Origin of the sequence: Thiothrix unzii, from assembly GCF_017901175.1 — a bacterium.
GTDB lineage: Bacteria > Pseudomonadota > Gammaproteobacteria > Thiotrichales > Thiotrichaceae > Thiothrix > Thiothrix unzii.
The window spans coordinates 1407169-1430808 of sequence record NZ_CP072793.1 but is presented as its reverse complement, the minus strand read 5'-3'; the positions used below and the strand labels follow the sequence as shown (position 1 = coordinate 1430808).

At 49.7% G+C, this 23640-nt stretch carries 20 protein-coding genes and 2 tRNA genes; 4 read left to right on the top strand and 18 right to left on the bottom strand.

The features are described 5' to 3' along the window. Positions 1–75 precede the first annotated feature (75 nt). Positions 76–1197, top strand: a complete 1122-nt coding sequence (locus tag J9260_RS07305) for an FIST signal transduction protein (protein ID WP_210220351.1) — start codon at positions 76–78, stop codon at positions 1195–1197. Between the two features lies 1 nt (position 1198). Here J9260_RS07305 and J9260_RS07300 read toward each other — a convergent pair whose 3' ends face one another. The 7 genes from J9260_RS07300 to gyrA form a co-directional block, all read right to left on the bottom strand. After that, complete coding sequence (locus tag J9260_RS07300; protein WP_210220350.1) at positions 1199–2050, bottom strand: CHAP domain-containing protein; 852 nt, start codon at positions 2048–2050, stop codon at positions 1199–1201. 23 nt (positions 2051–2073) lie between these two features. After that, positions 2074–3159, bottom strand: coding sequence for a prephenate dehydratase (gene pheA, locus J9260_RS07295; protein ID WP_210220349.1), 1086 nt, complete (start codon positions 3157–3159; stop codon positions 2074–2076). Next, positions 3152–4234, bottom strand: a complete 1083-nt coding sequence (gene serC / locus J9260_RS07290; protein WP_210220348.1) for a 3-phosphoserine/phosphohydroxythreonine transaminase — start codon at positions 4232–4234, stop codon at positions 3152–3154. The genes pheA and serC overlap by 8 nt, the downstream gene beginning before the upstream one ends. A 28-nt stretch (positions 4235–4262) precedes the next feature. Further along, positions 4263–4649, bottom strand: a complete 387-nt coding sequence (tumE, locus tag J9260_RS07285) for a toxin TumE (RefSeq protein ID WP_210220347.1) — start codon at positions 4647–4649, stop codon at positions 4263–4265. Beyond that, positions 4636–4866 carry an antitoxin TumA gene (tumA, locus tag J9260_RS07280; RefSeq protein ID WP_202716534.1) on the bottom strand — a complete coding sequence of 77 codons (231 nt, stop codon included), beginning with the start codon at positions 4864–4866 and terminating at the stop codon, positions 4636–4638. Before tumA ends, tumE begins: the two co-directional genes overlap by 14 nt. Positions 4867–4932: 66 nt before the next feature. Then, positions 4933–7227, bottom strand: coding sequence for a DUF262 domain-containing protein (locus J9260_RS07275; RefSeq protein ID WP_210220346.1), 2295 nt, complete (start codon positions 7225–7227; stop codon positions 4933–4935). After that, complete coding sequence (gyrA, locus tag J9260_RS07270; protein ID WP_210220345.1) at positions 7228–9810, bottom strand: DNA gyrase subunit A; 2583 nt, start codon at positions 9808–9810, stop codon at positions 7228–7230. A gap of 60 nt (positions 9811–9870) precedes the next feature. Here gyrA and recG point away from each other — a divergent pair, with 60 nt between their 5' ends. Then, on the top strand, positions 9871–11955 hold the full coding sequence (gene recG, locus J9260_RS07265; protein ID WP_210220344.1) for an ATP-dependent DNA helicase RecG: 2085 nt from the start codon (positions 9871–9873) through the stop codon (positions 11953–11955). Positions 11956–11961: 6 nt separating this feature from the next. Here recG and J9260_RS07260 read toward each other — a convergent pair. The 11 genes from J9260_RS07260 to serS all read right to left on the bottom strand — a co-directional run bounded on the left by J9260_RS07260 (position 11962) and on the right by serS (position 20972). Then, positions 11962–12038, bottom strand: a tRNA-Pro gene (locus J9260_RS07260). Between the two features lie 51 nt (positions 12039–12089). Next, positions 12090–12473, bottom strand: a complete 384-nt coding sequence (locus J9260_RS07255) for a MerR family transcriptional regulator (RefSeq protein WP_210220343.1) — start codon at positions 12471–12473, stop codon at positions 12090–12092. Beyond that, the gene (gene ihfA / locus J9260_RS07250; protein ID WP_425520116.1) at positions 12448–12753 is read right to left on the bottom strand and encodes an integration host factor subunit alpha; all 306 of its coding nucleotides are present in this window, start codon (positions 12751–12753) and stop codon (positions 12448–12450) included. The genes J9260_RS07255 and ihfA overlap by 26 nt, the downstream gene beginning before the upstream one ends. A 26-nt stretch (positions 12754–12779) precedes the next feature. Next, positions 12780–15167, bottom strand: coding sequence for a phenylalanine--tRNA ligase subunit beta (pheT, locus tag J9260_RS07245; protein WP_210220341.1), 2388 nt, complete (start codon positions 15165–15167; stop codon positions 12780–12782). 13 nt (positions 15168–15180) lie between these two features. Then, entirely contained in the window at positions 15181–16200 is a 1020-nt protein-coding gene (pheS, locus tag J9260_RS07240; RefSeq protein WP_210220340.1) for a phenylalanine--tRNA ligase subunit alpha, read from the bottom strand. Between the two features lie 134 nt (positions 16201–16334). Further along, positions 16335–16694: a 50S ribosomal protein L20 gene (gene rplT / locus J9260_RS07235; RefSeq protein WP_210220339.1), complete on the bottom strand. Its 360-nt coding sequence runs from the start codon at positions 16692–16694 to the stop codon at positions 16335–16337. Between the two features lie 15 nt (positions 16695–16709). Continuing rightward, positions 16710–16910, bottom strand: a complete 201-nt coding sequence (rpmI, locus tag J9260_RS07230) for a 50S ribosomal protein L35 (RefSeq protein ID WP_210220338.1) — start codon at positions 16908–16910, stop codon at positions 16710–16712. 82 nt (positions 16911–16992) lie between these two features. Further along, positions 16993–17511: a translation initiation factor IF-3 gene (infC, locus tag J9260_RS07225; protein ID WP_210220743.1), complete on the bottom strand. Its 519-nt coding sequence runs from the start codon at positions 17509–17511 to the stop codon at positions 16993–16995. A 59-nt stretch (positions 17512–17570) separates the two neighbouring features. Continuing rightward, positions 17571–19499: a threonine--tRNA ligase gene (gene thrS, locus J9260_RS07220; RefSeq protein WP_210220337.1), complete on the bottom strand. Its 1929-nt coding sequence runs from the start codon at positions 19497–19499 to the stop codon at positions 17571–17573. A 49-nt stretch (positions 19500–19548) separates the two neighbouring features. Continuing rightward, positions 19549–19625: transfer RNA gene (locus J9260_RS07215), tRNA-Val, on the bottom strand. A 72-nt stretch (positions 19626–19697) separates the two neighbouring features. After that, entirely contained in the window at positions 19698–20972 is a 1275-nt protein-coding gene (gene serS / locus J9260_RS07210; protein WP_210220336.1) for a serine--tRNA ligase, read from the bottom strand. Between the two features lie 101 nt (positions 20973–21073). Here serS and J9260_RS07205 point away from each other — a divergent pair, with 101 nt between their 5' ends. Further along, on the top strand, positions 21074–22543 hold the full coding sequence (locus tag J9260_RS07205) for an FAD-linked oxidase C-terminal domain-containing protein (protein WP_210220335.1): 1470 nt from the start codon (positions 21074–21076) through the stop codon (positions 22541–22543). 23 nt (positions 22544–22566) lie between these two features. Then, complete coding sequence (glcE, locus tag J9260_RS07200; RefSeq protein WP_210220334.1) at positions 22567–23640, top strand: glycolate oxidase subunit GlcE; 1074 nt, start codon at positions 22567–22569, stop codon at positions 23638–23640.

Here is a 23640-nt window from a genome sequence, read left to right as displayed (position 1 = left end):
GGCATCTGCCTACCGTTTGTGCCACCATCCGGGACTTAATGATAAATCATTCTGTTACCCCGGAGTGGCACAATAATGAAAACAGTTACCCTCAGTTATTCCGCAACACACGGTTTTTCCACGCCCTTACCCGTTATCACTGCTGAACAGTGTTTGGTACTGGTGTTCGGACATTCGTGCTTTGCTAATAATTCAATCCCATTTGATACCTTACGGGCGCAATACCCGCAAGCGATTATCATGGGCTGCTCCAGTGCAGGTGAAATTCTTGGCAAACGCATTCACGACGGCGGCTTAGTCATTGCGATTATTAGTTTTGAATCCAGTCAGTTACGCTTTGCCCATAGCGTCGTCCGTGAAATCCAAGACTCACGCTATACCGGGCGATTATTAGCCGATCAATTATCTGGCGAAGATTTGCGCGGCGTATTCGTATTATCGGATGGTTTGCATGTAAACGGCAGTGAGTTAGCACAAGGCTTTAATGATGTACTGCAAGGCGTTACCGTTACAGGTGGGCTAGCGGGTGATGGCGAACACTTCTCAAGCACATGGGTATTGCAAAATGGCAAACCGGTTGAGCGTGTTGTCACTGCATTGGGGTTATACGGCAATATTAGCGTTGGGCATGGTTCCAAGGGTGGTTGGGTTCCGTTTGGCCCTGCCCGTGAAGTCACCCGCGCTGAACACAATATATTGTACGAATTAAGCGGCAAACCTGCCCTCGCTTTGTATAAAACCTACCTTGGTGACATGGCAACAGGTTTACCAGCTACTGGCTTGCGTTTCCCGTTGGCTTTAAGCCAGCCCGGTGAAGACAAGGAGTTGGTACGCACGATTTTAGCCGTGGATGAAGCCACCCAATCGCTCACTTTTGCAGGCGATATTCCGGTCGGTGCTTACGCTCAATTGATGCGAGCCAATATTGATCAACTGGTGGAGGGTGCGGAACAAGCCGCATTAATGAGTGATACGCACACCACACAATCCGTATTGTGCATTGCCATCAGTTGTGTCGGACGACGCATGGTCATGGGTGCGGATGCGGAAGAAGAAGTGGAAGCTGTGCTGGATATTTTACCGGAAGCCACCCAGCAAATTGGCTTTTACTCCTACGGTGAAATCTCACCTTACGCCAAAGGTGATTGCGATTTGCACAATCAAACCATGACGTTGACGACTTGGTATGAGCCGTGAATTAACGCGTTGCCGGGTAAATCCAACCAGAAACTAAACCACCCACTGGATTGCTTACCTTATCGCTAACAACGTCGACCACATGATAGCGTCCGCCAACATTAAATAAACGGAGTTGGCGGGCATAGTGTGGTTGCGCCCAAGGTAAATTATCGTAGTTCTGCTCTGCTACTGACACCCAGCCTTGTTGTTGATCAACGCCAACCACAACGGCAATATGCCCATGCCGCCACTTTGGATTCTTCGGATCAGGGTAATAGATCAGCAAATCGCCGCGCTTCGGCGGGCGTTGCGCAGTACCGTTAATGGAACGCGCCAATGGAAAACTTGCTTTGCTACGAATATCTTTACCTTCGGTCAGGTAAAGGATTTCATGAGCACTATCGACATCCCCAAACGTAATCCCAAGGTTGGTCATCCACCAACGGCGAGCATATTCGACGCACTGATAACTCAAACCAATGTAATGCAAATGAGCATCTGCGGGTGGCTTTTGATGTAATGACACCGCTTTATTGCGTAAGTCCATGAAAGAAAACTCAGAACGTGCGCATGTTGACTGGCAATTGGAATAGGCATTCACGCGATCGACTGTCCCCAGCAACGTCCCCGCAGGTGTCACGCAACCAGTATCACAACTTTGCTTGGCCTGCTGATACGCTTGTTCGCTCACGTTTTTTGGCAAGGGTGCAGGCTTCGCCAATAAACCGTAACCGTCCGTCTGTGACAAAGGCGTTGCCAAACCACTAGGGTAGTCTGTTGTTCCCAAGGTTGGCGATGTGGTTGCGCATCCACTCAAAAGTGCCGCACCCAATACCAAGGTCACGAACCAAGATGATAACTGACTACCCATACACAAACCTCGCCTGTTTGGTATTACACAATCGCAATCGGATAAGAACCCAACACCCGTACCACAGCAGCATTCGCACGCAGCATTGCCAAGGCATTGCGAATCGGAGCATCTTGTTCATGCCCACGCACATCCAAAAAGAAGAAATATTCCCAGTTGGTGGTGCGGGAAGGACGCGACTCAATCCGCGTCATGTCGACCCCGTTTTCCGCTAACGGTTTCAACAAGTGGTATAACGATCCCGGTTGATTACGGGTCGAAATCAGCAAGGAAGTCCGGTCATTACCGCTCGGCGCAACCACTTGGTTGCCAATCACCAAAAAGCGCGTGGTATTGTTGGGATTATCTTCGATGCTGTCTTGCACAATCTGCAAACCGTAAATCGGTGCAGCTTGGCGACTTCCAATCGCTACTGCATCGGTATCCGCAGCCACCAAACGCGCAGCTTCCGCATTACTGCTCACCGGAATACGTTGCGCATGGGGTAAGTGTTTATCCAACCAATAGCGACATTGCCCCAGCGATTGCGCATGGGCATACACCTTGGTCACTGTCTGCCAATCCTGATGTACACACATTAAGTTTTGGTGGATGCGCAAGGAAATCTCCCCGCACACCTGCAACGTCGACTGCACAAACATATCCAGCGTGTGCGCAATCACGCCTTCGGTAGAATTTTCAACCGGCACGACTCCGTAACGCACCCTGCCCGCTTCCACTTCGCGGAACACTTGCGCAATCGAATCCACCGGCAACGTACCAACATTCATCCCAAAATGTTTGTATGTCGCTTCTTGAGTAAAGGTTCCGGCTGGCCCCAGATAGGCAATTTTCATTGACTCTTCCAGTGCGAGACACGAGGCAATGATTTCGCGGAATAAATGCGTCACTTGCTCATTGCGCAACGGCCCCGCATTCAAGAGCTGCATCCGCATGAGGATTTGCGCCTCGCGTTCGGGGCGGTAAAACGTCGCATTCGGGTCTTCCGCCAACTTCGCGTGTGCCACTTGCTCGGCACATTGTGCGCGTTCGTTGAGCAAGGCTAAAATTTGGGTATCCAGCGCGTCAATGCGCTCACGGATTGCTTGCAAATTGAAGGTATCAGCCATTGCGTTGCGCGAAGTCCTGCATGAAATGAATCAAAGCATCCACACCGGCTTCCGGCATGGCATTATAAATACTGGCACGCATCCCACCGACCGAACGGTGGCCTTTCAGGGAAACCAAGCCCGCTTGTTCAGCTTCGGCAGCAAATGCCTTATCTAAGGCTGGTTTTGCCAGCGTAAACGGTATATTCATCCATGAACGGTACGTCAGATCAACAGGGCAATGATAAAAGTCTGAAGCGTCAATTGCCGCATACAACTTGTTGGCCTTGCGCTCATTGATCGCCGCCATTACCGACAAACCACCTTGTGCTTTCAACCACTTAAACACTAAACCTGCCAAATACCATGCATAAGTTGGCGGTGTATTATACATCGAACCGTTGTCTGCCTGCACTTTGTAATCAAACATGACTGGCGTACACGGCACGGTTTGCCCCAGTAAATCCTCACGCACAATCACGATGGTCAAACCCGCAGGCCCGATGTTCTTTTGCGCCCCCGCGTAAATCAGCCCAAAACGACTGACATCAATCGGACGCGACAAAATCGTCGATGAAAAATCTGCCACCAATGGCACATCGCCCGCATCCGGCACAAAACCAAACTCCACGCCACGAATCGTTTCATTCGGGGTATAGTGCAAATACGCCGCGTTCGGGTCACATTGCCAAGTTGCCGGATCAGGAATGCTGGTGTAATTGCCCGCAATGCTCGATGCAACCACGTTCACATCGCCGTAACGCCGTGCTTCATCAATCGCTTTTGATGACCAATCACCCGTGTCGACGTAATCCATGCGGGTTTTGCCACGCAATAAATTCATCGGAATCATCGAAAACTGGCTATACGCCCCACCCTGCAAAAACAACACTTTGTAATTGCTCGGAATACCCAGCAATTCGCGTAAATCTGCCTCGGCTTGCGCGGCAATCGACGCAAAGTGCTGTTCGCGGTGACTCATTTCCAGCACCGACATCCCGCAACCCTGCCAGTCCAGCATTTCCGCTTGCGCTTGTGCCAGCACCGCTTCGGGTAATATGGCGGGGCCTGCGCTGAAATTGAATACTCTACTCATGGATACCTATCCCTAATTAATAGCATTTCTAGTTAGGCTCAAGCTCTGAAACTTCTTGTAAAACAGCAAGTAAATCAGGTTCATCATGAGCAATAACGGCATCTTTAATGTGTTTATGATGCGGAAATGTCGATAACTTCCGAAAATGCGGTGTGTCATCATAACGGATCAGCATGGTATTGGATGCATCCTGACAATGATAACGATAGCCCAGCGTCTTAAGACCCTCGGCTTCCACCACCATAGCGGCACTTACTTCCAGCAAAAAACCGTTACTAAAACGCAACCGAAACGCCAAATTCGCCCGCTCTGCGGTCAAAACTTCTTCTATATAAGTTTCTGCATACGCTGGCAATGCCGCAACTGCCGCTTCCACCTTATTTAGGTATGCTTCGAGTAATTCATGCAGCCGCACGTAGCAACCCCGCTAATTGTTGGTGCAACGCGAGGTAATGTTTATAGTCGTTTGACCATTCAACAAAAACGGCATCATCCGACACGTTGCCTTTACGATAACGGTCAGCGAATGTCTCGGAATCCATGTGCTGCTGAGCTTCATACAAACTCAACCGCTTGCTGATTGCCACTAGTGCATCCAGCGGCGAAGTGTAAACGATACGTTGTTTGCGCATACGAACCTCCGTTTTCCCCAAAACTCTATGACAATTTTAATACAAATATCTATCAAACATAGTATTTTATCGAGTTAACTCTCCGATCTTCAGTGTTCTGTACCACTCTTCATATAGCGTTACAAACCTTCTTATGATTGCCTCTACTAAAGCGACTCTTTGCTTATGGTAATCATCTTTAGCAAGATAGTTAGCAGGAAAATCCGATGATGGCGTAGAATTTCCCCAGAAATACCAAATATCGTCATTGATAACTGATGCTATCCTGTGCTGGTTATCTTGTAACTTAGATGACGGAGATGAATCACTATCAGACCGATTCAGCTCTAAAGGCCACGCCCGAAAATTTCCAATAGAACCATGCCAATCTTTAATCAGTTGTGGAATTTTCTTGTGATTTTTTAGATAACTGTGTGGATGGATGTGATCATAATCCCAAGGACGATTTGTATCTTCCATACTATCCGGCAGAGAAGGATCAAAATCAGGAAACCATTGATTCAATGATACTCGCTGAGAATACAGCAAAACCGACCTATTTCCCCATAAAAAATTAATAAACATTTGCCACGACCCTAAATACAGGCCAACTAAACCCTCGTCTTGAGTGTCTTTTTGTACATTCCAACTTTCATTATATGAGCTTGCATACCATAGCTTCAAAGTATTTGGTATTGTGTTTATGAGCCAAGGCTGCCAACCCCATTCTTTCCAGATTCTACTGTCTTTGTTTTTGATTCCAGGATAATTGCTTGCACCATTCAAAACCCTCTTCTCAAAGACATCCATTAATAGTTCGGGCGGAATTAACGGCACTAATCTATATTTTCCAGAGTCCATAAGTTCAAATGCAAATTTAAAATTTCTTTTCGAGAAGAATGATTTTACTTTATGACTATGCTCCTTCTGCAAACGAGGCCATAAATGACTAATGACTTGTGATTTGTCTTTTGAGAACCATGAAATTGCCGTTAAAAACCCCAACATTTTTTTATGATCATTAATATCCAGCTCCACTCCTAATTTTTCCTGTTGCATACGATCAATCCAGCGAAGCAACAGAAAAAATACATCAGGTGATCGTTGTGCAACTTCAGCAGCCAATACTGCTGGTAACGCAAAATCACCTTTTGTTAAATATCGGCGAGCACATTCAAATATTTCATTCGCATCATTTTTAATAAAATCCTGCATTTTTTTATAAAAATTATTATCACGCATCAGGCGACGAAATTCTGAAACATTGCGAACAACAGGAAAACCAGTTCGATCAGTTTCACGAGCTAATACTAATCTAGCACACAAAATAGCAATACGAGATGGCAATGCCAATTTGTGTTGTAACTTATCAATAAAATCAGGGGCTTCCGGCCAACTTGCCTTAAGAAGTGAGTACATGAGCTCCTCACCTTCTAAGCGAGTACCACTACTATTAATTCTAACAAATAGTGTCTCAACCGCATCGGGTACAGGATTATCCCCCTCATCTTGTGATTCTATATTAATAGTGGCTTTTGATGAGAACTCATCTAATGGCAATATCAGAATAGGGATACGGTAGTTTTTCTCTTGAAAAACATACCAAACTTTACTTAATAAATCATCAAGTCTATTAGATAAGTACTGATTACCCCCATCAAATGCTTCCACTAATTTTTCATACTTATTAGATGATATAAAGAAACTCAATGATTTTAATTTCTGTGCTAAATGTTCTTTAGCTTGTTTTATACTTGAACTTTCACAAACAGCAGCAACAACAAAAGCAAAAGGAATCGGAGCAATAGCATCCCAAGGCCAAACAACAGATAAAGGTATCTGAGCAACTCGAGCATCTTTATGCGCGGGTGTTGCTTGCTGATAAGCTTCTAAAGCTTCTCTTCTATACTGAGCCGTTAGAATTTTCGATGAATCATCACGGCTATACCCCCAAGGATGGGAACGAGTTAAAACACGAAAAATAAACTCAACATCTTGCTTTTTAGGTGCTTCACCAATATCTACCCACAACGCACTTCCGCTATCACTGCTCCCAGACCAAACATCCATAAAGCCAAGCGCAATTGCTGTAGAGCGTTGCTGCCCATCCAGTAAATGATGAGTTGGCGTGAATATTACAGTATCAACTTGTTCATGCCTTTGCTCATACTTAAAACGCTGCTTTCCTTGTTTTTCATCGAAAGGTGACAATAAAAATGCACCGATGGGAAACCGCCGAATGATGGAATCCCATAACTCTTCAACTTGTCGCACCTTCCATACAAATCCTCTCTGCAATGCAGGTAACGCTGCTCTTACTTCACCCATTTCAGGGGCAAGTTGCCAGTTTGCAATTTCGTGGAGAGAAAGAACATCCGACATTTATTCAGATCCACCTACATCAGCATCATCTTCAATGACATCAGCATTTTCATCAGCAACATCGGTCAAAATCGGCGCAATTTGCACTAACTTTTCCCCGTCATTGAGGCGAATCAGGGTAACACCCTGCGTATTGCGCCCAACGATGGAAACGTCAGCAACTGGGGTGCGCACCAAGGTTCCGCCGTCGGTGATGAGCATGATCTGGCAATCTTCGCGCACTTGTACCGCACCCACCGCATTACCGTTGCGGTCAGAGGTTTGAATCGCAATCACACCTTGCCCACCACGCCCTTGCTGCGAGAATTCTTCTGCACGGGTACGTTTGCCGTAACCGTTTTCGGTGGCAATCAGCAGTTCGCCTTCGCCCAAAATGATCAGTGCGTTGACTTCCTGCCCCTCGTCCATGCGAATGCCGCGCACACCTGCCGCAGTACGCCCCATTGCCCGCACATCGGATTCGTGGAAGCGAATCGCTTTCCCGGAGGTGCTGAACAACATGACTTCGCTATCACCGTTGGTCACAGCCACGTCGACCAGCTTATCGCCGTCACGCAAATCGACCGCGATAATCCCCGCAGTACGTGGGCGCGAGAAATCAGTCAGCGGGGTTTTCTTGACCGTACCTTCGGAGGTTGCCATGAAGATGTATTTGTCTTCGGCGTATTCGCGAATCGGCAGCACTGCATTGATGCGTTCGCCTTCTTCCAGTGGCAGCAAATTAACCATTGGCTTGCCGCGAGCACCGCGTCCGCCCATTGGCAACTGATAAACTTTTAGCCAATACATGCGCCCACGGCTGGAGAAGCACAGCAAGGTATCGTGCATACTGGCAACGAAGAGCTTTTCGATGAAATCTTCGTCTTTCATCGCCGTCGCTGCTTTACCACGTCCGCCGCGTTTTTGCGCACGGTAAGTGTCGAGCGTTTGCGCTTTGGCGTAACCGGCGTGCGAGAACGTGACCATGACTTCTTCGTCAGCAATCAGGTCTTCCATGCACAGGTCTTCACCAACCACGTTGATTTCGGTGCGGCGTGCATCACCGTAGGTATCACGTACCAGCAGCAATTCATCACGGATCACTTGCAGCAAGCGATCAGGATTACCGAGGATTTCTAGCAAATCGGCAATCTTTTCCAGCAATTCGCGGTATTCGGCAATGATTTTGTCTTTTTCCAACCCCGTCAAACGGTGCAAGCGCAAATCCAAAATCGCTTGGGCTTGCACTTCAGACAGCCAATAGCCATCAGGGCGCAAACCGTACTGTTCCGGTAAATCGTCAGGGCGGCAGGTATCCGCACCGGAACGGCTCAACATATCGCTGACAATGCCTGCATCCCAAGCGCGTGCTACCAAACCCAATTTGGCATCGGCAGGGCTGGGCGCGGATTTAATCAGGGTAATAATGTCGTCAATGTTAGACAGCGCGACAGCCAAACCTTCGAGGATATGGGCACGTTCACGTGCTTTACGCACTTCAAAAATGGTGCGACGGGTAACGATTTCACGACGGTGACGCAGGAAAGCTTCCAACACATCTTTGAGGTTCAGCAAGCGTGGCTGTCCGTCAAGCAACGCCACCATATTAATGCCGAACACGCTCTGCATCTGGGTTTGCTTGTAGAGGTTGTTTAACACCACATCGCCAGATTCGCCGCGCTTGAGTTCAATCACCATGCGCATCCCGTCTTTGTCGGATTCGTCGCGCAATTCGGAGATGCCTTCGAGCTTTTTCTCTTTGACCAATTCGGCGATTTTTTCCAGCAACCGGGCTTTATTCACCTGATACGGCAATTCATGGACAATAATGGTTTCGCGACTGGTGCGCTCATCCACTTCAACGGTTGCCCGCGCCCGCACGTAAATGCGCCCTTTACCGGTGTGATACGCATCCCGAATCCCGCGTGCGCCGTTGATAATCCCCGCTGTGGGGAAATCAGGCCCCGGCAGGTATTCCATCAAATCACTGATGGTTAACTCTGGATTGCTCAATAACGCGAGGCAGGCATTAACCGTTTCGGTCAAATTATGTGGCGGAATATTCGTCGCCATCCCGACCGCGATACCGGATGAACCGTTGATCAGCAGGTTGGGCAAGCGCGTGGGGAAAACGCTGGGTTCTTTTTCGTTGCCATCGTAGTTGGGGACGAAATCGACAGTTTCTTTGTCGATGTCCATTTGCAACTCGTGCGCGAGTTTAGACATACGCACTTCGGTATAACGCATCGCGGCGGGTGAGTCGCCGTCCACGGAACCAAAGTTACCCTGCCCGTCCACCAGCATGTAACGCAATGAAAACGGTTGTGCCATCCGCACCATCGTGTCATAAACTGCGGTATCGCCGTGAGGGTGGTATTTACCGATTACGTCACCGACGACGCGAGCGGATTTTTTGTAAGGTTTGTTCCATTCATTGCCCAACTCGCTCATGGCGAACAAGACGCGGCGGTGAACTGGCTTTAACCCGTCACGGACATCCGGTAATGCACGTCCGACGATGACGCTCATGGCATAGTCCAAATAGGACTGGCGCATTTCATCTTCGAGGTTTACGGGGATAATTTCCTTGGCAAATGTGGCCATATTCTTGTTCGATCACTTAAACGATGAAACGCGGGATTATATCAGAAAACATGAGGATGTGTGTTGGCAAATACAGTGTTACATGAGCCAGTCAGTCAACTGCGCGGGGTCGGTACGGCTCTTTCAGAGAAGCTGGGCAAACTCGGTATTGTGCGGGTGGCTGATTTATTATTTCACCTGCCACTGCGCTATCAAGACCGTACCCGAATTTACTCGATTGCCAGTTTACGCCCCGAACAAGAGGTATTAGTCGAAGGTGAAATCGAAGCTACCGAAGTGATTAATCGTGGGCGAACCATGCTGTTGTGTCACATTCACGACGGTACGGGGCTGTTAACCTTACGCTTTTTTCATTTCAGCACCGCACAAAAATACAGCCTTGCCAAAGGAGTACGGATACGCTGTTTTGGGGAAGTGCGCCAAGCGGGTTTCAAGCTGGAAATGGCACACCCCGAATATCAATTATTAAACACTAACGATCCACCACCGCTGGAAAACACCCTGACACCCACCTACCCCAGCACGGAAGGGTTGCAGCAACGCACCTTGCGACGTTTAATCACCCTCGCGCTGGAACACGCGGATGAATTACCGGAGTTATTACCCCCCAGTGCGTTGCGGCAACACCAATTTCCGGCATTGCGTGAATGCTTACAGCTATTACACAATCCTCAGGGTGGTAAATTAGATAACGGCAGATTAGGCGGCATCAGTACCCGGCTGATTTTTGAGGAATTGCTGGCGCATCAACTGGGTGTACAGCAAGCACGCCTCGCGATTCAGCAAGTGCAAGCTCCGGCAATGCTGGAAGAAAATCACTTTTGGCAAGCATTACGCCACGCTTTGCCGTTCGCCCCAACCGCAGCACAAACCCGCGTTATCAGTGAAATTACCCACGATTTACAGCAACCAATACCGATGAATCGTTTAGTACAGGGCGATGTTGGTTCAGGTAAAACGTTAGTAGCCGTGGCAGCCGCCCTGCACGCCATTGCCAATGGCTTTCAAGTCGCGCTCATGGCTCCGACCGAATTACTGGCTGAACAACATTACCAAAATTTGCAACGTTGGTTAGAGCCTTTAGGTGTGGAAACCGTCTTCATTAGCGGCGGACAAACCGCGCGTCAACGCCGCCGCAAAGTTGAAAACCTACTGCTTGGCATTGGTCATATTGCGGTCGGTACGCACGCGCTGTTTCAAAATAGCGTGGAATTTCTGCAACTGGGCTTGATTATTATCGACGAACAACACCGTTTCGGGGTGCATCAACGCTTTGCCCTGCGCGAAAAAGGAAAGCAAGGCGAACATTACCCGCATCAACTGGTCATGACTGCCACCCCGATTCCGCGCACGCTGGCAATGACCGCTTACGGCGACATGGATTACTCGGTGATTGATGAATTACCACCTGGGCGCACCCCGATTACTACCGTAGCATTGAGCAACGAACGTCGCGATGAAGTCATTGAACGGATTGCCGCTGCCAGCCGCGAAGGTCGGCAAGTTTACTGGGTATGCACATTAATCGAAGAATCGGAAGTGTTGCAGTGCGAGGCGGCAGAAAAAACCGCTGAATTGTTGCGCGAACGCCTGCCCCACATTCAGGTTGGCTTGGTACACGGGCGTTTACATGGCAGCGAAAAAGAACGCATTATGCGCGAATTCAAGCAAGGCGCATTGCAATTACTGGTGGCAACGACGGTAATTGAAGTCGGGGTAGATGTTCCCAACGCTTCCTTAATGGTCATTGAAAACGCAGAACGCATGGGTTTGGCACAATTACACCAGTTACGCGGACGGGTTGGGCGCGGCAAAGTCGCCAGCAGTTGTGTACTGCTTTACCAAGCACCGTTGGGTAAAACCGCACGGAAACGCCTTGATGCGATGCGTACTACCACCGATGGTTTCGTGATTGCGGATATTGATTTGGAACTGCGTGGCTCTGGCGAAGTGCTTGGCACACGTCAAACTGGGGATGTACGCTTAAAAATTGCGAGTTTAGTACGCGATCAGCATTGGCTGCCTGCGGTGCAGACGGCTGCGCGTGACATTGTGGCGAATTACCCGGAACGCTTGGAGGCATTGACTGAAAGGTGGTTGCAACGGGTGGGAGAAGATACCGCGACGCGGTTTTTCCAGAGTTGAGAAAATTGGTCGGGACGATAGGATTTGAACCTACGACCCCCACACCCCCAGTGTGGTGCGCTACCAGGCTGCGCTACGCCCCGACTTGAAGGGGAGAGAGCTTACCCCAATTAACGCACATCCTCAAGCCAAAATCAGTGCTTAAGGACATAAAGAATGCGCTCCAGCTCCAACACCATGGGTGCGACATCATAGCCATTCACCATAATCGGTTCCAACGGTAATTCCACCGGTGGCGGCGTATGCGCGTCATCTTGCAATTTCTGCCGCGCACCGCTAATGGTATAGCCCTGCTCATACAGCAAGCCGCGAATGTGGCGAATCAATAATACGTCGTCACGTTGGTAGTAACGACGATTGCCCCGCCGCTTCATCGGCTTGAGGGAAGGAAACTCTTGCTCCCAATAACGCAATACATGCGTTTTTACCCCGCACAAATCGCTAACCTCACCAATAGTGAAGTAGCGTTTGCCCGGAATCGGGGGCAATTGGCTATTCGGCGTTACCGCTTCCTGCATATTCCTCTACCCGTTGTTTGAGCTTTTGCCCCGGACGGAAGGTCACTACGCGACGTGCCGTTACCGGAATTTCTTCACCCGTTTTAGGGTTACGTCCCGGACGCTGCGTTTTGTCGCGCAGCATGAAATTGCCAAACCCAGACAGCTTTACATTCCTGCCTGTTTCCAGCGCGTCACGCACTTCTTCAAAAAACATTTCCACCAAATCTTTGGCTTCACGTTTGTTTAAACCCAGTTCTTCAAATAAATGCTCGACCATATCGGCTTTGGTCAAAGTTATTGCCATTTTGCACTTTCTCCCTGTTTTTAACGTAATACCGCACCCGCTTCATCCCGAAGCGACGCGACCACAGCATCCACCATCCGATTGATTTCCATATCTTCGAGCGTGCGCGATAAGTCTTGGAAAATCAAGCTTAAAGCCACACTTTTCTGATCATCAGCGATGCCTTTCCCCACATAAACATCAAATAAATGATAGGACATTAATTGTGGCGTAGCAGCTTTTTTCACTGCATTTTCTAAAACTATTGACAGCACATCGCGATTAACCAGCAAGGCTAAATCACGCCGAATCGCCGGGAATTTCGAGACCGGCTGATACTTCGGCAATTGGCGTTGCTGCAATGCAGCCGCATCCAACTCAAACACATAAACAGGCTGCGACAAACCCAATTGCTCTTCAATACGTGGGTGAACCATGCCCAACCAACCCACAACCGCCTGATCCGTCATTAATTGTGCGGATTGTCCCGGATGCAAGGCCGGATGCGCAACAGGAGCAACATGAAACTGCGTACCTGTCGCCTGCTCTAATAGAGCTTCGACATCGCCCTTTAAGTCGTAAAAATCCACCGGACGGTTCAGTTGCGCCCACTGCTCTGGGTACAAATTACCCGTAATGACCCCTGCCAAGTGGGTTTTTTGTTGGGTTTTACCTGCATCATCTTGGTAAAACGCAGGCCCCATTTCAAACAAACGCACCCGGTTTTGTTGACGGTTGAGATTGTAAGCCACTGCCCGCAGCAATCCCGACCACAAGGTGCTGCGCATCACCGCTAAATCCGCAGAAATCGGATTCGCCAATGCCAATGCTGTTTGCCCAGGCGCGAGGGTTTCTTCCATTTTCGGATCAACGAAACTGAACGTAACCGCTTCCTGATAACCACGCTCCACCAAAGTCTGGCGCAAACTGGACTGACGAACAGATGACTCACTAGGCTGGGTAATGCATGGCGCACGCGGACGCAACTGCGCCGGAATCGCGTCGTAACCACCCACTCGCGCCAATTCTTCGATCAAATCTTCTTCAATCGTCAAATCGAAACGCGCTAACGGAGCTTGTACTTGCCAACCTGTAGCCGTTTTCACCACGTCACAATGCAACCGCGCCAACACACCTTCCACGGTTGTATCGGGCATAGTCACACCCAACACCCGCCGAATACGTTCTGGACGCAAGTTAATACTATTGCGCTCTAAAACGCTGGCATCAGCGCAAGTTTCCACCAGTGCACCCACTTCACCACCGCAAATAGCAATGATCAATTGGGTAGCTCGCTCCATTGCTTGCACTGGCATGGCAGGATCAACACCGCGCTCAAAACGTGCCGATGAATCCGTTTGCAAAGCGTAACTACGCGCCTTACCCATGATTTTCGCCGGGCGGAAATGCGCACTTTCCAAGAATAAATCGCGGGTTGTATCCGTTACCGAAGTCGGTTCACCACCCATAATGCCTGCCATTGCCACGGGCTGGTGCGCGTCAGCAATGACCAAAGTATCACTACGCAAAGTAGCAGTTTGCCCATCCAACAAGGTCAAGGTTTCGCCATCACGCGCATAACGCACACAAATACCGTCTTGCAATGTTGCAAGATCGAAAGCGTGCATCGGCTGCCCTAATTCGAGCAACACGTAATTAGTCACATCCACCAATGCAGAAATGCTACGCACCCCAGCACGACGCAATTTTTCCTGCATCCACAATGGTGTCGCCGCTTGCGGATTCACGCCCCGAATGACGCGCCCCACGTAACGCGGGCAAGCATCGGTTGCTTCAATAACGACCGGAAAGGTATCCGCGTGCTTTACTAATGCTGGCTCGATAACCGGCGGAGTCATGGGCGCATCCAACAATAGCCCCACTTCACGCGCTACCCCGATCATGCTCATGCAATCGCCGCGATTTGCAGTAATCGCCAGCTCAATCACTTCATCATTGAGTTGCAGGTAATCACGAATATCCATGCCGACCGGTGCGTCATCAGGCAACTCCAGCAAACCATCGGACTTATCCGACATCCCCAGTTCGGTGGAAGAACACAACATCCCGAACGACTCAACGCCGCGCAGCTTGCCTTTCTTAATTTTCAGGTCTTTGCCATCGGGTAATGGCAGCACTGCACCGACTAACGCCAACGGCACTTTCAAACCGGCACGCACATTGCTTGCACCGCACACGATTTGCAGCACTTCGCCTTGCCCGTTATCCACTTTGCAAACGCTTAACTTATCGGCATCCGGGTGCTTTTCACGTTCGACAACATGCCCAACGACAATGCCACTAAAAGCAGTCGCCACCGGGTCACGTGCTTCCACTTCGCAACCCGACATAGTGAGCTTATCGGCAATCACGTCCAACGTTAGCGGAGTATCAATCCACTCACGCAGCCATTTTTCACTGACTTTCATAAGGTTACTCCGTTTAACTAAATTGCTTTAAGAAACGCACGTCATTATCAAACATCACGCGCAAATCATTGATTTCGTAGCGTAACATTGCCAAACGCTCAACTCCGAAACCAAACGCAAAGCCGGTGTATTTTTCGCTATCAATGCCCACGTTTTTCAGCACGTTAGGATGCACCATGCCGCAACCCATTACCTCTAACCAGCCTGTGCCTTTACACACGCGGCAACCTTCGCCAGCGCAATGCACACAACGAATATCGGTTTCTGCCGATGGCTCAGTAAACGGGAAAAACGTCGCGCGGAAACGTGTCGGCAATTCATCCACTTCAAAAAATGCTTTAAAGAAAGCTTCTAAAATGCCTTTCAAATCGGCAAACGTAACATCTTCGTCCACCATCAAGCCTTCGACCTGATGAAACATCGGACTGTGAGTCATGTCTGAATCACAACGGTAAACACGCCCCGGTGCAATAATACGCAGCGGTGGTGGGTTATGTTCCATGTGACGAATCTGTACAGACGAGGTATGTGTACGCAACAACAAACCACTGTCCATGTAAAAAGTATCGTGCATCGCACGCGCCGGATGCGACTCCGGGATATTTAACGCGGTAAAATTGTGGAAATCGTCTTCAATTTCCGGGCCTTCTGCGGTACTGAAACCCAACTGTGCAAAAATCTCGCTAATGCGTTGAATTGTCAGTGTTACCGGATGCAAGCTTCCCGTATCCATCCGTCGACCGGGCAGAGTTACATCCACTTTTTCAGCTTGTAACCGCGCATTCAAAGCATCCGCTTGCAAACTTTGCTTACGGTCGTCCAAAGCCAAGGTCAACGCTTGCTTGGCGGTATTAATCTCCGCACCAGCCGCTTTACGCTCTTCGGGTGGTAACTTACCCAACTGTTTGAGTTGCTCGGTCAGCAGGCCATTTTTACCCAGATACTGCACGCGCACTTGATCCAGTGCGGCAAGGCTGGCGGCTTGCGAAATCTGCTCGTGGGCATGACCCATTAGTTCCAGCAAACTTTGCACGGCGATTTCCTTTTGAATGGGGTTTATCAATAAAAAGCAAAAGGCGGAGGAGGTAAACCTTCCCCGCCTTTGTCTGGTTCATCCCTCTCTTACGCCCTTCACCCCCTGCGGGGGAAGGGTTGGGATGGGGGTCTTTAAGCAGCTAAGGCAGCTTTTGCCTTTTCCGCTACTGCACCAAACGCCGCGATGTCGTGAACCGCCAAATCAGCCAAAACTTTGCGGTCAAGCGCAATTTCAGCTTTTTTCAGGCCATTCATCATGCGGCTGTAAGACAGACCGAACTGACGCGCACCAGCGTTAATACGCACAATCCACAAAGCGCGGAATTGGCGTTTTTTCTGACGGCGGTCACGGAATGCATATTGACCTGCTTTGATAACAGACTGATGTGCAACCCGATAGACACGGCTACGGGCACCGTAGTGACCTTTTGCCAGTTTCAGGACTTTTTTGTGACGGGCGCGTGCCGTTACACCACGTTTAACTCTTGCCATGTTTTAGTCCTCCAGTTATGCGTAAGGCAGCAGTTTTTGAATGCTGGCGTGATCCGCAGCAACAACATAGTTGTCGCCTGAGCGCAGATGACGTTTACGCTTAGTGGACTTCTTGGTCAGAATGTGACGCAGGTGTGACTGCTTGCGTTTAAACAAGCCACTACCCGTCTTCTTGAAGCGTTTGGCCGCTCCACGGTTGGTCTTCATCTTAGGCATCTTGGTCTCCTTTTCGTAAGGTAGAATAAAACATCCTGCAAGAGTGCCTTGCCTTAACAGGATGGTGTTTAGGGATTGCTCCCTATTTCTTTTTCGGCCCCATCATCATGACCATTTGGCGACCTTCTAGGCGTGGGAACTGTTCTACAACAGCGTCTTCCACCAAGTCTTTTTCGACGCGCTTGAGTACTTCCATACCCAATTCTTTATGCGCCATCTCACGACCTTTAAAGCGCAAAGTGACTTTAACCTTATCGCCCTCTTCCAAAAACTCTTTGAGCTTACGCAGTTTGATCTGGTAATCCCCTTCATCCGTCGCCGGACGCATTTTGATTTCCTTAACCTGAACCTGTTTCTGGTTTTTACGGGCTAAAGCAGCTTTCTTGCTTTCATCAAAACGGAATTTACCGTAATCCATGATGCGACAAACCGGTGGCTTCGCCGTCGGGACGATTTCCACCAACTCCAGTTCAGCATCGTAAGCCATTTCCAGGGCTTCACGCAGGGAAACAACACCCCGGTTTTCCCCATCCATATCAATCAGACGAACTTTCGGAACGTTAATATCGTCATTGATGCGGTGTTCTTTTTCGAGAGCGATAAGTTTAATCCTCGTTTTAATCCATTCTCAATCTGCATCGCAGATCAAAGAAAAAAGTATTACTGTTCTGCAACAGATACGCTACGTGACGCAATTTCCGTACTAAGACGCTGCTGAACCTCAACCAACGGGAAGGTTCCCAAGTCTTTACCGGAGCGTGTGCGCACGGAAACCGATTGCGTTTCCACTTCGCGATCACCCACTACCAACAGATAGGGGACGCGCTGCATGGTATGCTCGCGGATTTTAAAGCCAATTTTTTCATTTCTCAAGTCCGCAACAGCGCGGATACCCGATTGAAGTAATTGCCGGGTTGCAGTTTGCACGAAATCTGCCTGTTTGTCAGTGATATTCATCACGACAGCCTGCGTTGGTGACAACCACAGCGGGAATTTACCCTCATAATGCTCAATAAGGATACCGGTAAAGCGTTCCAATGAACCAAACAAGGCACGATGCAACATCACCGGACGCTTGCGAGTATTATCCTCAGCAACGTAAGTGAGATCAAAACGCTCAGGTAAACTCATATCAACTTGCAATGTGCCGCACTGCCAATCGCGTCCAATCGCGTCGCGCAACACGAACTCCAGTTTCGGGCCGTAAAACGCACCTTCGCCCGGAAATAACGTATACGGCAAACCCATGTTTTCCAAAGAGCTGCCCAGTGCGTGTTCCAGCACATCCCAGCTTTCATCAGAGCCAATGCGATTTTCAGGCCGGGTTGACAATTTGATGTGAACATTTTCAAAGCCAAATTCTTTGTAAATATCCAGCACCAAGGCCACGACATCTTTACACTCTTGCGCCATTTGGTCTTCGGTACAGAAGATATGCGCATCATCCTGGGTAAAGTGACGCACCCGCATTAAGCCGTGCAATGCACCGGAAGGCTCGTAGCGATGCACTTTACCGAACTCTGCCATCCGCAATGGCAAGTCACGGTAGCTCTTTAAACCCTGTGAAAACATCAACATACCACCGGGGCAGTTCATCGGTTTCAGGGCAAATACACGCTCGTCTTCAGTAGTTGTAGTAAACATATTGTCACGGTAATTAAACCAGTGACCAGAGATTTCCCACAAGCTGCGATCCATCACATCGGGCGTATTCACCTCGACGTAACCCGCACGCTGTTGACGTTCACGCATATAACCGATTAACGCTTGGAATACTGTCCAACCTTTGGGATGCCAAAATACCGCACCGGGTGCTTGCTCATCAAAATGGAACAAATCCAGTTGACGACCGAGTTTACGGTGATCACGTTTTTCAGCTTCTTCCAACAGCGTCAAATAGGCTTGCAAGTCTTTCTTGCTCAACCACGCTGTGCCATAAATGCGTTGCAGCATCTCGTTGTTGGAATTACCGCGCCAGTACGCACCCGCCACTTTCATGACTTTAACCGCCGGAATTTTACCGGTGCTAGGCACATGCGGCCCACGGCACAAGTCAATGAAATCGCCTTGGCGATATAGCGAGAGGGTTTGATCAGCAGGAATGCTTTCGATAATTTCCGCTTTGTACTTTTCACCCATGTTCAGGAAGAAGCTGACTGCTTCATCGCGTGACAAGGTGCTGCGTTCAACGGGAATATCTTGTTTGATTAAATCCTGCATCCGCGCTTCAATCGCCTGTAAATCTTCTGGCGTGAACGGGCGTGAGGAGGAGAAATCGTAGTAGAAGCCGTTTTCAATGGTAGGACCAATCGTGACCTGCACATCAGGGAATAACTGCTTGACTGCTTGCGCCATGAGATGCGCCGATGAATGGCGGATAATATCCAGACCTTCGGCATCTTTGGCGGTGATAATACTTAAGGCAGCGTCTTGCTCAATGAGATGACTGGCATCCACAAGCTGACCGTCAACTTTGCCTGCAAGCGTCGCTTTGGCAAGACCTGCGCCAATATCGGCGGCAACGGCAAGTACGGATAAGGGGACTTCGTAAGAACGCTGACTTCCGTCAGGGAGAGTGATAACTGGCATATTATGCTCCAGTGGTGATCAATACGAGAGATCACATGGTTATAGTAAATGGTAGGCGTAATTGGACTCGAACCAACGACCCCCACCATGTCAAGGTGGTGCTCTAACCAACTGAGCTATACGCCTGTCGTTGAAGGAGCAGCATAATACCGATACTACTATCAGATGGCAATACCCTTACTCCATGTTTAAGCAAAATCAGACAAGATATTCGGCTCCACCCATATACCCCCGCAATACCTCAGGCACACGAATCCGCCCATCCACCTCCTGATAGTTCTCCAACACCGCCACCAGCGTCCTACCCACTGCCAACCCCGACCCATTCAAAGTATGCAGTAATTCCGGCTTACCGGTTTCTGGGTTACGGTAACGTGCCATCATGCGCCGCGCCTGAAAATCCTGGAAATTGGAGCATGAAGAAATTTCGCGGTATTTTTGCTGCCCCGGCAACCACACTTCAATATCGTAAGTTTTCGCGGCTGAAAATCCGGTATCACCCGCACACAATACAATCACACGGTAGGGCAAGCCCAGTTTTTGCAAAATAGCTTCGGCATTGCCGGTCAAGCTTTCTAAAGCCGCCCATGAATCTTCGGGGCGTACCATTTGCACCATTTCTACTTTCTCGAATTGGTGCTGGCGGATCAAACCGCGTGTATCTTTGCCGTAAGACCCTGCTTCGGAGCGGAAACACGGCGTATGGCACGCATATTTCATCGGCAACGCAGCGGCATCCACGATCGTATCGCGCACCAAGTTCGTCACCGGCACTTCGGCTGTCGGGATCAGGTAATAGCCTTGTTCATTGTTGAGCTTGAACAAGTCTTCTTCAAATTTCGGTAATTGCCCCGTACCGCGCAAGCTGTCGGCGTTGACCATGTAAGGCGTGTATACTTCGTTGTAGCCGTGTTCGCTGGTGTGGGTATCCAGCATGAATTGAATCAGCGCGCGGTGTAATCGCGCCATTGCGCCACGCAATACCACAAAACGCGAGCCTGTGAGTTTCGCGCCCGCATCGAAATCCATCCAGCCGTTCGGCAAGCCTAAATCCACGTGATCTTTTGGCTCAAAGTCAAAGACACCCGGTTCACCCCAGCGACGCAATTCCACATTGCTGTTTTCGTCTGCACCATCGGGAACGGAAGCATCCAACAGATTGGGAATGCCCATCACAATCGCATCCAGTTCTGCCTGCAAACGCGCTAAATCCTGTTCACCTTGCTTTAAACGGTCGCCCATGTCGGCAACTTCTGCCAACAACGGTTGAATATCTTCGCCACGCGCTTTAGCTTGCCCAATGGTTTTGGAGCGGGTATTGCGTTCGTTTTGCAGGGTTTGGGTTTCAACTTGCAGGGCTTTGCGCTGTTCTTCAAGGTTGCGGATAGTTTCCACATCTAAAGTAAAACCACGACGGGCTAATTGTGCCGCTACCGCGTCGAGTTCCGTGCGCAGACGTTTCGGATCCAACATAATGCTTATTCCATGCCGACAATCATAAAGCCGCTAATATTAACCTCATTTGCAAAAATCGGATACACTAACGTCCCCTGTACTGTGTACGAAGAAGACCAATGGAATTTGACCCCAATCTGAAAGCCCGATTGTTGTTTCAGTTGAATGAAATTTTGCCCGCAGAATGCATTCTGACGGCAGAAGAAGACTTGCGCCCCTACGAATGCGATGGTTTAACCGCTTATCGACGCGTGCCATTAGCGGTGGTATTGCCCACCACCATTGAGCAGATTCAGGCGATTACTCGTGCGTGTAACAGTTTGAATATCCCGGTGGTTGCACGCGGTGCAGGGACGGGGTTGTCAGGCGGGGCATTGCCCGATGCCAATGGTATTGTGCTGGGCTTGTCACGCTTTAATCAAATTCTTGATATTGATACCGACAATCTGACGGCACGGGTCCAACCCGGTGTGCGCAACCTCGCGATTAGTCAGGCGGCGGATCAATACGGCTTGTTTTACGCACCCGACCCTTCCTCACAAATTGCCTGTTCGATTGGGGGCAATGTGGCGGAAAATTCCGGCGGGGTGCATTGCCTGAAATACGGCCTGACCGTGCATAACGTATTGCAGATTAAAGTCGTCACCATTGAAGGTGAATTTCTCACCATTGGCTCGGAAACCTTCGATGTTCCCGGTTACGATTTGCTGGCGTTAATGACCGGCTCGGAAGGCATGTTGGGCATTGTGGTCGAAGTGCTGGTAAAACTCACTGTCAAACCAGAAACCGTCCAAGTGTTAATGGCGGCGTTCCCCGACGTAACCGATGCCGGTGATGCAGTTGCGGCGATCATTAGTGCTGGCATTATTCCCGCTGGGTTGGAGATGATGGATAACCCGGCGATTCGGGCGGCAGAAGCCTTTGCAAAAGCGGATTATCCGGTAGATGCCGCCGCGATTTTATTGTGCGAATTGGACGGTATTGAAGCGGAAGTGGAAGAACAAGCTTCACGGGTACGGGCGATTTTGAACTTACACCGTGCCAGCACCATTCACCTTGCCAAAACCAGTGGCGAACGCGCACGTTTATGGGCGGGGCGCAAATCCGCTTTCCCGGCAGTGGGGCGTTTATCGCCGGATTACTACTGCATGGATGGTACGATTCCGCGCAAACATCTGGCGCACGTTTTACAAAAAATTGCTGATTTTTCCACGCAATACGGTTTAGCGGTTGCCAATGTGTTCCACGCGGGGGACGGTAACTTGCACCCGTTGATTTTGTACGATGCCAATCGTCACGGTGAGTTGGAAAAGGCCGAACAGTTTGGTGCAGACATTCTCGCGTTGTGTGTGCAAGTCGGTGGTTCAATCACGGGCGAACACGGCGTTGGTCATGAGAAATTGGATTCCATGTGTGTGCAATTTGATAGTGCGTCGCTGGAAACTTTTCATGCCGTCAAACGCGCCTTTGACCCGCACGAATTGCTCAACCCCGGCAAAGCTATTCCAACCTTGCACCGTTGTGCGGAATTAGGCAGGATGCACGTCCATCATGGGCAATTGTCGCATCCAGAACTTCCACGATTTTAAGCAGTTACCACCATTCTTAAACTATGATTGTAAACAACGACAACACTCAAGAATTGCATGATAACGTGCTTATTGCCATCGACCGCAAGCAACCTTTATACGTGATTGGCGGTAACAGCAAAGCATTTTACGGCAATGAAACCCAAGGCGACGCGCTCCACCTCAGCTCACACAGCGGCGTGGTAGCTTACGAGCCATCGGAATTGTTTGTAACGGCACGCGCTGGTACTAATTTGCACGCGCTAGACGCTTTACTGGCACAACACGGGCAAATGCTGGCGTTTGAACCACCTTGCTTAACCAGCGCAGCTACCGTGGGCGGAGCTGTTGCCGCTGGTTTATCCGGGCCTGCACGCCCTTGGTTAGGCGCGGTGCGTGATCATGTGCTGGGGGTCAAACTGATTACCGGGCATGGCAAAATCGCCACATTTGGCGGGCAGGTCATGAAAAACGTGGCAGGTTACGACGTGTCGCGCCTGATGGCTGGTTCATTAGGCACACTCGCAGTCATACTGGAAGTGTCGCTAAAAGTCATTCCACGTCCGCTGGCAGAAACTACGCTGGCTTTGGAAATGCCCGAAAGTGATGCGTTAACATTAGGCTTAAAATTACGCCGCAATGCAACACCGTTGACCGGCAGTTGTTACTACGACGGTTGTTTGTACCTGCGCGTAGCGGGTGCTGCCTCTGCGGTTAAACAAGCGGTGCAACAAATCGGTGGTGAAGCATTGCCCGAAGCTGAGCAATTCTGGCTGGCTTTACGTCACCAAACCCACGAGTTCTTTCAGCCGCTGGATCGCCCGTTGTGGCGGCTTTCGTTCCCGCCCGCGACTACCGCCATTGGTAGCTTGGAAGGGCATTCCTTGGTGGAATGGTCAGGGGCGCAACGCTGGATTTACAGCAATATTCCGGTCAATTTGATACGCAGCATCGCGGAAAAATACAAAGGGCAAGCCACCTTGTACCGGGGTCGTTTACCCGGTGTCAGCACCTTTCACCCGCAAGCCCAACCGCTATTGCACACTCAAAAACGCCTCAAGCAAGCAATGGATCCGCAAGGTATTTTCAACCCCGGCAGAATGAACAAGGACTGGTGA